Source organism: Campylobacter sp. RM12642 (genome assembly GCF_020137635.1).
GTDB lineage: Bacteria > Campylobacterota > Campylobacteria > Campylobacterales > Campylobacteraceae > Campylobacter_E.
Map to the genome: position 1 here is coordinate 1 of NZ_JACGAT010000042.1, position 8672 is coordinate 8672.

The window sequence follows — 8672 nt, forward strand, 5'->3', positions numbered from 1 at the left end:
TAATTTTGCTAAGTATTTCTTCCATACTTTCACGAGTGCTTGTGCCTTTTACTTCTATGGCTTCGTAAGGTTTTTCTTTAGTTTGTTCTTCATCTATTTCTTTTGCTTTGTTTCTTTTAGTTTCTATCTTTTCTTTAATCTCTAAATATTTTTGCTTAAAATCATCTACATTTAGGTTATCATCTGCAAAAAGCTCCATAATCTCATCGGCGTAATCTTTAGGTATTTTAAAAAATCTACCACTTAAATCAAGCCCATCAATACTATTATCTTTTAAAAATTGAACTAAATCTTTTACTTCATCAGCACTTGCGTTGCCTTGATATGCCTTTTGATAAATACTATTGGTTTTAATGCCGAATGCTACTTGAGCCTTTAGCTTAAACTCGCTAAGCCTTGCATCATCGCCTTTTTGATATTTAAATACTTCTTCATTGCTTGGTAATTGCTCGTTTGGGTCTTTTTCGTAAGTAATTATTCCTTTTAGCATTTCGTTTTCTAAGGCTTCATAAATCTTACTGCCTTTTTCGTAAGCTCCTATTTTACTAAGCACAGCATTTGGATCATATGTGCCCCATTCATCTTGTGGGGCGTCTTTTAAAATATTTGCGATTTGTTCTTTTAGATTATCTTTAGGAGTTTGAGTGGTTGGAATTTGATTTTTAATATTTGTTTGATAATTTACATAATTGTTATTTGTTATTTGCATTTTAAACCCCCGTTATTTTTCTATATCGGTAGGTTTAAAAAAATATTAATGGTTATTAAATTCTTATAAAAATTTATATAAAATTTATATATAAACTTATTGATAATAACAAACCAAAATTAGGCAATAATATTTAAACCTTAATTTATTATTAAATTTTAACATTAATTATACAATTAAAAAATATACTCATTAAAATCTAAATCAAAGGTTTTATATGAATAGAAGAGTATTTATTACAACCACATTAGCTTCATCAAGTTATGCTTTTAGCCTACAAAATAATGGTATAGATAAAAAAGATAAAAGATATATAGGAGATAGCAAAAAACGCTATGCAATGCTAATTGACCTTAGAAAATGTATCGGCTGTCAAGCTTGCACTGCTGCTTGTATCAATGAAAATCAAGTCCCCCACGAACAATTTAGAACATTTGTTACTGAATATGAATTAAGTAAAAGCGATGAAGTATTTAAGGCATTTTTGCCAGAACTTTGTAATCATTGCGAAAATCCACCTTGCGTAAGCGTTTGCCCTACAGGAGCAACTTTTAAAAGAGAAGATGGAATAGTATTAGTAGATAATGAAATATGCTGGGGTTGTAGTTACTGCGTAAATGCCTGTCCTTATGATAAAAGATTTATTAATAAAAATACAAAAGTAGCTGATAAATGCACTTTTTGTGTGCATTTAATAGATAATAATGAATTACCAGCTTGTGTTCAAACCTGTGTTGGTAGGGCTAGAATTTTTGGCGATTTAAATGATAGTTCAAGTGAAATTTCACAAATATTAAAAGATTATCCAACAAGTGTTTTAAAGCAAAATTTTGGGACTAAACCACAAGTTTTTTATATTAATTTAGACAATGAATTAAATGAAATCAATCCTAATCATAAAATGTTTCAAGATATTTCAAAAGAATTTGATTTGGCTTTAGAAGAAGAATGGAGAATAAAATGAGTGCTGTGGTTTTAGAAGGTTTTAGCGTTCAGCGAACTTGGGCTTTAGATGTAGTAAATGATTTTTTCATAGCAGGAGCTAGTTTTGGAGCGTTTTTATGTGCTAGTTTATATTTAGTATTTGGATTGAAAAACTACAAAAATATCGCCCTATTTTCAATGATAATTTCTTTTGTTTGTTTATGCGCAATTCCTTTTAATTTAATTGATGATTTAAAACAACCTAGTAGAGTTTTTGAAATCTTTTTAAATGGCTGGGGCAATCTACCAACTTCAGCTATGAAAATAGGAATTATATTACTTATAACCTACCCTATTTTACTAATACTATTAGCATATAATCATATTAACAATAAAAATACTAAAAAATTAGGAATAATCACACTTATTGTATCTTTTTGCATTCCTTTATACACTGGATATATTTTAGGAACAAGTGTTGGAGTTAGTTTTTGGAATACACCTGTTTTACCACTTTTATTTGCTGCAAATGGCGGTGTAGGAGGTGTTGGAATATGTGCTTTAGTCTTATTTATATATTCAAAAATCATAAATTATAAAATCAATCTTTTTATCTTTATAAGACTTGCTAGTGCTTTAATAGTATGTGATTTATTATTAAGATTATTTTGGTTTAGCTTTATGCTTGGTTTTAATAAAGAAATTAAAGAGCTATATCAATATGTATTTATGGCTAGATTTTATGAGATTTTCATACTTGAGTTTTGCTTAATTTTTATTATTTTAATAAATCTTTTTACAAGATTAAAAAACAATCAATTCTTTTTATTACTTGCATTTTTATCTATGATAATTTATAGCTTTAGCTTTAAATTCAATGTAGTTTTTGCAGGAAATTCTATGCCAAAAATTATGAGTGGATTTTTAACATACACACCAAAAATCTTAGGTAGTGATAGTTTAGGTTCTGTATTTGGCAATTGGCTAATTTGTATAAGTTTGTTTTGTCTTTTAGTAAGCATATTAGAAAAACAAATAAAAGGAGAATTAAGTGAGTAGAAGAAAGTTTTTAATAGCATCAGGGATAACAGGTGTAGCAGGGGCTTATTTTTACAATGAAACAATACAAAAAATCATAAAACCACAAACAAAAACAAACGATAGCATATATGCAAATAGCCTAAATCCACAAATCGGCAAGTATTATTCAAGTGTTTGTAATGGTTGCGTTACTCATTGTGGTGTTAGGGTAAAAGTATTAGATAATAAGGTTTTAAAAGTTATTGGCAATCCATATAGTTTATTATCAAGCGACCCTTGGCTTAATATGAATACTAGTATAAAAGATAGTTATTTACTCACAAATCAAGGCAAAATCCATTCAAGTGTTTGTGCTAGGGGTAATTTAGTATTTGATAAATTAAATGATAAAGCAAGGGTAACTAAAATACTAAAAAGAGTTGGAAAAAGGGGAGAAAATAAATGGCAAAGTATTGAGCCTGATAAATTTTTAGATGAGATAGTAAATGGCGGAGATTTGTTTAATGAAGGCTATGTAAAAGGATTTAAAGAAGTTTATAATCATACTGATTTAATAGATGAAAATGCTCCTGAATTTGGAAAGAAAGCAAATGGATTATGTATAATCGCAACAGGCGATGAAGGAAGAAAGAATTTCTTTCAAGAAAGATTTCAAAAATCATTCGGAACTATCAATTTTCACGGACACACAGCAACTTGCGGTCTTTCTATGAGAGCTGGAATGGCTGCTTTTTTAAATGATTTTGATAAATACCCACACTTAAAACCTGATTTTGATAATTGCGAGTTTTTGATTAATTTCGCAAGTGCTCCTGCTCAAGCTGGAAATCCTTTCAAAAGACAAGGATTAAAAATAGCAAATAGAAAAAGCAATAATTTAGAATACGCAACAATAACCCCAATACTTACAAATTCTACTTCAAGTGCATCTAGCGTAGGAAAATGGATTGCTATAAAGCCTGGTGGGGATTTGTTTTTAGCATTAGCCTTATTACAAGATGTAATAAATCAAAAAATTTATGATGAAGAATATCTATCTTATACTAATTTAAATGAAAACAATGTAAGTTTTTCTAATGCTGCTTATTTAGTCGTTGAAGATGATTATAAAAACTATAAAAAAGGAGAATTTTTAAGAATTAATAATGAAATTATGGTTATTAACGAGCAAGGATTAATAAGTGCAAAAGATTGTAAAAAAGCTAATATTTATTATGATGGAATAATAACTTTAGATGATGAAGCAATAAAGGTTAAAACAAGTTTTATCAAATTAAAAGAAAGTGTCAATTCAAATTCTTTAGATGATTTATTGCAAAATAGTGGCGTTAGTAAAAAAGATTATGAATATTTATTAGAAAAAATCAAAAAATATAAAAATAAAGTAGCATTTGATTTGCACGGCGGGACTATGCAAACTAATGGATTTTATACAGCTTATGCTATTTTAGAATTAGTTGGTTTGCTTGGGAATTTAAATAAAATTGGTGGAATGAGTGCTGGTGGGGGTAAATATAATGATTTGTCAGGAGAATTTGAATTAGCAAAATATAAAGGCAAAATTAAACCTAGTGGAATTAGAGTTGATAAAACTAAAAAACCTTATGAAGCAACTAGCGAATATAAAAACAAAATCAAAAACAACGAAAACCCTTATCCATCAAAATTACCTTGGTATCCACTAACTAATGCAATTTGCACCGACGCAATCACAAATGCAGCATTAAAATATCCTTACGGAATAGATATATTGCTTTATTGGAATGCTAATATTGCTTATGCTAGTAATATGAATAATGTTAAAAATTCTTTAAAAGATAGCTCTAAAATACCATTATTCATAGCAATTGACCCATTTATAAACGAAACAAGTATGTTTGCTGATTATATAGTTCCTGATAGCGTTATGTATGAGACTTGGGGCGTTGTTAATCCTTGGGGTGGTGCTTTGAGTAAAGCTAGTCATTTTAGATTTCCTATTTTAAATTCTCCTAATGTTAAGTTTAGCAATAATGAAAGCGTATGTATGGATAGCTTTATAATTGAATTAGGCAAAAAATTAGGCTTAGCAGGATTTGGCAAAAACGCAATTAGCGATAGTGAAGGTAATTTATTTGACCTTGATAAGCCGAGTGATTATTATTTAAGAAGTTTTATAAATGTTGCGCTTGATGGTGGATTTGATTATGAAATAAACGAAGATGAGATAAAGGACTTACCATTCATTCAAGAATTAAAAGAAATTAGCCCAAAACACTATAAAAAAGCTTTATTTTGTATGGCAAGGGGTGGAAAATTTGAAAGCAAAAACAAAGCATATAACAAAAATTCCTTAGCAAAAACATACAAAAAAGAAGTAGCTATTTATAACGAAGATTTAGCACTTACTAAGGATTCTTTAACTGGGAAAAATTATAGTGGAGTTCCTTATTTTGTAAAACAAAGATTTAAAAACAATACCACATTAGATGAGTTAAATCTAAAAGCCTTTTCGTATAAATCAAATATATATTCAAGTTTAGTTGCTGCTAGTTCAAAACTAACTCATTTAAAATATTCAAACTACATTGAATTACACGAAGATACAGCAGCAAAACTAGGTCTTAAAGATAAGGATTTAATCAAAGTTATAAGAGATGATAAAAAAATAATAGGAATATTAAAAACTAGAAAAGGAATTCATAAAGAAGCAGTAGGAATTGAGCATTCTCGTGCTAGGCGTGGCGAAGGTGCTAGTGATTTTTATATTGATGGGAAATTAATTGCTAAAAATATTTCAAAAAGAACAGGCGTTAGTATCTCAAATATAATACCTGATGATACTATTCGTGGAGAAAATGCCTTAATTAGTGATTTTGTCGTAGGCTCTGTAGCAAGGCAAGGATTTGGAGTAATTATAGAAAAAATCTCAAGCTTAGGTTAAAGAATTTAAACTGATTAAATTATTTATCCTAAATAAACTATAATCCTTTAAATAAATATTAAAGGATTATTTATGATACACGATATAAGTGCTAGTAAAAATATGCCGATAGCTTGGAAAATTGATGTTAAAAAGCACGAGCTAACAGAAAAAGAGCTAAAAGATTTAAATTATCAAATAAATAAAAATATTTTTGAGATAAAGACTAATAAAGAGCAAGATTACAATGTATTTTTTAGATTTGATGGTGATAATATAGGTGTAAAAATAAATGAAAAAAATCTAAATAGATTAAAAGAATTTTTTGATAGCGATAATTTCATTGCTAATAATAAAGGCACTATTTTAGATAAAGATGCGGCAAGTTTTGTCGCTGGATGGTTTAGCAATATTGCTTATAGAGAAAATCTCTTAGCAGCTGATATTAATAACGATGGAGAATTAACGGGCAAGGAATTTAAATATACATTTACAGTATTTAGTGAAGCAGCCGAAATAGTAGTAAATGAAAAGACACTTGAAGAAGAAATAATCTCAAGTGCAATCATAGGCACATATTTACCTAGTATGGTAGCTTTGCCAGAGGGCGAGAGTATGGATATTAGTAAGGCTTTAAATATTAGTTTAAATGATGATAAAAACCTTGATGGAATAATAACATTTGGTGAATATTTAGGAGCTGATGGTAAAAATAAAATTCATAAATATACAGCTGATTGTAAATCAAGTGATGAGCGAATTAAAATTGATAGTGGTAATATTTATAAAATTATGAATATAGATAAATTCAAAGAAAAGGAATTAGAAGAATTAAAAAAATTAGCAGCCTTAGCAAAGCTAAAAAATCAAGGCCTAAAAAGTCTAACAAATGATGAAAAGAAACTCTTAAAAGACTTTAGTCTTAATCTTAAAATCAGTGAAAATAAATTAGAAGAATTAGTCGCAAATGATAAATTAGATGATTTTATAGATTTTACGAAAGAATTTAAAAAAGATTTAAACGATACAAAATTAATTGATATTAAGGTTTAATTTTTTATTTTTAATTAATTGTTACTAAAAGTTACAATATATCAAAACATTAAATAAAATAATAATAGTATTAATTAAAATCAAATTATAATAATTCAAATCATTTTTTAATGTATTAACTTAATTTGCATTACGAATGTTAGTGCATATTTTAAAAAGTATTAGTGCTTTAATATTGCTTTTTAAGTGTAAAAAATAGCTATTGATTTTAAAAATGTCTTGATTAATTAGCTAGATCTAATTTAGTCATAATTTTAAAGGATTTTTTATGAGACATTATCTAGGAAACTATTTAAATACGCCTATAGCTTGGCAAGATAAAATTAATTCAAATTCTTTAAATTCTTTTGATTTATACAATATAAAAAATGCAATAAATATAAATAATTTTGAGATTAAGACAAATAAAGAGCAAGATTACAATGTGTTTTTTAAATTTGATGAAAGTAATATCGGAGTAAAACTTAGTGAAAATAATATCAATAGATTAAAAGAATTTTTTGATGAAGATAATTTCATTTTTAATAGTAAAGGCACTATTTTAGATAAAGACGCAGCAAGCTTTGTAGCTGGGTGGTTTAGTGATATTGCTTATAAACGAAAATTCCTTGAAGCTGATGTTGATGGTAATGGGGAGCTAAGCAATAAAGAAGGAAAAAAGACATTAAACTTTATACATGAAAGGCTTGAATATAGAAGAGATAATAAAGGTGAATATATAATCACTAATTATGTAAAAGGCTATGAAGAGAGTAAATTTTTAGCAGATAATGATGAATACTATACTGATATTAGCTATACTTTAAATGCTAGTTTAAATAATGATAAAAATCTTGATGGCATTATTACATTTGGCGAATTTCTAAATGTAGGCGAAAAGGGATATTTTGAAGATAACATAGAAGTATCTAATAATAAAAATAATAATGATTTTATTAGCTTATATAAGATTGCAAATACAGATAAATTAAAAGAGAAAGAATTAGAAGAATTAAAAAAATTAGCAGCCTTAGCAAAACTTAAAAATCAAGGCCTAAAAAGTCTAACAAATGATGAAAAGAAACTCTTAAAAGATTTTAATATTAATTTAAAAATAAGCGAAGATAAATTAGAAGAGTTAATTACAAATGATAAATTAAGTGATTTTATAGATTTTACAAAAGAATTTAAAAAAGATTTAAGCGATACAAAATTAATTGATATTAAGGTTTAATTTTTATTTTTAATTAATTGTTACTAAAAGTTACAATATATCAAAATATTAAATAAAATAATAATAGTATTAATTAAAATCAAACCAATTAATTTTAAAAGTATTAATTTTAAGGAATTTTTATGAAAATAGATATCTCGCAAGTAAAAAATATAGCAATGTCTTGGGCTGATAATGTTAAAACTAAAGAATTAAATACTAAAGATATTAGCAATTTAAAAGATAATATAAATAAAAATAATTTTGAGATTAAGACAAATAAAGAGCAAAATTACAATGTATTTTTTAAATTTGATGAAAGCAATATCGGAGTAAAACTTAGTGAAAATAATATTAATAGATTAAAAGAATTTTTTAATGAAGATAATTTCATTGATACTAGCAAAGGCATTATTTTAGATAAAGACGCAGCAAGTTTTGTAGCTGGGTGGTTTAGCGATGTAGCGTATAAGAGTAATTTTTTAGCAGCTGATAAAAATAATGATGGAGAAGTAGATAAAAAAGAAATTGATTATACTATCTATGCATTTGCTTTATATATAGAGCCAACTAAAGATGGTTCAGGACAAGCTACTAAAGTTGCAAGTTATGTTCCAAGTATTTTGACTGTTGATAATAAACAATCAACTGATATTAGCACAATACTTGATGAAACTATTAGTATGGATAAAAATCTTGATGGTTATATAACAATTGCTGAAAAATATGATTTTAAAGATATTGTTTATGAATACGGAGTATTTTTAGATAATCTACCTTTTATGACAATTTCACACAAAAAAATAAATACTAATATAACTGAAGAATTAAATAAAGAAACAAAAGAACAA

The 8672-nt window shown here is 26.8% G+C and carries 7 protein-coding genes; 6 read left to right on the forward strand and 1 reads right to left on the reverse strand.

Going from position 1 to position 8672, the window contains the following annotated elements; translation table 11 throughout:
• Nucleotides 1-709 (reverse strand): hypothetical protein (locus AVBRAN12642_RS09235; protein ID WP_442862370.1); only part of this gene is annotated, 709 nt, incomplete at its 3' end.
• A 217-nt stretch (nt 710-926) separates the two neighbouring features.
• On the opposite strand from AVBRAN12642_RS09235, the gene dsrO reads away from it, so the two are divergent.
• The 6 genes from dsrO to AVBRAN12642_RS09265 all read left to right on the forward strand — a co-directional run.
• Nucleotides 927-1673 carry a sulfate reduction electron transfer complex DsrMKJOP subunit DsrO gene (gene dsrO / locus AVBRAN12642_RS09240; RefSeq protein WP_336608269.1) on the forward strand — a complete coding sequence of 249 codons (747 nt, stop codon included), beginning with the start codon at nt 927-929 and terminating at the stop codon, nt 1671-1673.
• Complete coding sequence (nrfD, locus tag AVBRAN12642_RS09245; protein ID WP_336608270.1) at nt 1658-2692, forward strand: NrfD/PsrC family molybdoenzyme membrane anchor subunit; 1035 nt, start codon at nt 1658-1660, stop codon at nt 2690-2692. The genes dsrO and nrfD overlap by 16 nt, the downstream gene beginning before the upstream one ends.
• Complete coding sequence (locus AVBRAN12642_RS09250; RefSeq protein ID WP_336608271.1) at nt 2685-5597, forward strand: tetrathionate reductase subunit TtrA; 2913 nt, start codon at nt 2685-2687, stop codon at nt 5595-5597. Before nrfD ends, AVBRAN12642_RS09250 begins: the two co-directional genes overlap by 8 nt.
• Before the next feature lie 72 nt (nt 5598-5669).
• Complete coding sequence (locus AVBRAN12642_RS09255) at nt 5670-6629, forward strand: hypothetical protein (RefSeq protein WP_336608272.1); 960 nt, start codon at nt 5670-5672, stop codon at nt 6627-6629.
• Between the two features lie 268 nt (nt 6630-6897).
• The gene (locus AVBRAN12642_RS09260; RefSeq protein WP_336608273.1) at nt 6898-7842 is read left to right on the forward strand and encodes a hypothetical protein; all 945 of its coding nucleotides are present in this window, start codon (nt 6898-6900) and stop codon (nt 7840-7842) included.
• A gap of 122 nt (nt 7843-7964) precedes the next feature.
• The coding region (locus AVBRAN12642_RS09265) for a hypothetical protein (RefSeq protein ID WP_336608274.1) at nt 7965-8672 on the forward strand (708 nt) is incomplete at its 3' end.